At 76.1% G+C, this 951-nt stretch carries 1 protein-coding gene; it reads right to left on the bottom strand.

Annotated features, from left to right (window positions below; genetic code table 11):
* The coding region (locus tag G3I65_RS42980) for an acyltransferase domain-containing protein (RefSeq protein WP_160701181.1) at positions 1-951 on the bottom strand (951 nt) is incomplete at both ends.

The following is a 951-nucleotide window of genomic DNA, read 5'->3' as shown; positions in this document are numbered from 1 at the left end:
CGCCGGGTACCGCGGCGACGGCTCTTCGGCCGCGGCGAGCAGCGAGATGATGCCGGTGACCCCGGCGGTGCCGGCCAGCCGGCGCGCCAGTTCCCCGCGGTCGGCGCAGTCGTCGTCGACGACGAGCCGTCGCACCTGCGCGCCGTGGCCGAGCAGGGCCGCGACGACCTCGTCCTCGGCGATCCCCGCCGTGGTGACGACGAGCCAGCTGCCGGTGAGCACCGGGGCGGCGGTGGTCCGCACCGGCTTCCAGGTCACGCGGTAGCGCCAGGAGTCCACTGTGGAGCGCTGGTCGCGGCGGCGGCGCCACGCGGCCAGCGACGGCAGCAGCGAGTCCAGCGACGGCCGCTGGTCCTCGCCGAGGTCCAGGATCTCCGCCAGCTCACCGGCATCCCCGCGGCCGACGGCGTCCCAGAGCCGCTCCCCGGCCGGGTCGGCGGCCGGGGCGACGGTGACGGCGGGCGCTTCGGCCCAGTAGAGCTCCCGCTGGAAGGCGTAGGTCGGCAGGTCCACCCGCCGGGCGCCGGGGAAGACCGGCTCCCACCGCACCGCGGCGCCGTGGGCGTGCGCCTCGCCGAGGGACTTCAGGAACCGCTCGATCCCGCCCTCGTCGCGGCGAAGCGTGCCCAGCGCCACCACGTGCGCGCCGGCCGCCTCGGCGACCTCGCCGATGCCCATGGTGAACACCGGGTGCGCGGAAACCTCGAGGAACAGCTCGTGCCCGTCGGCGGCGAGGGCGCCCACCGCGGCGCCGAACTCGACCGTCTGGCGCAGGTTGCGGCACCAGTAGGCCGCGTCCAGCTCTTCGGCCGGCACGCGCGCACCGGTCACCGTCGAGTAGAACGGCACGTCGGTGGCCCGCGGCCGGACCGGGGCGAGCAGGGTCATCAGCTCGTCGGTGATCGCGTCGACCTGCATGGAGTGGGCGGCGAAGTCGACGCCCTCGAGCCG

Origin of the sequence: Amycolatopsis sp. SID8362, from assembly GCF_010550475.1 — a bacterium.
Lineage (GTDB): Bacteria > Actinomycetota > Actinomycetes > Mycobacteriales > Pseudonocardiaceae > Amycolatopsis > Amycolatopsis eburnea.
The sequence above is the reverse complement of the archived record's forward strand: the minus strand, read 5'-3'. Positions and strand labels throughout refer to the sequence as shown.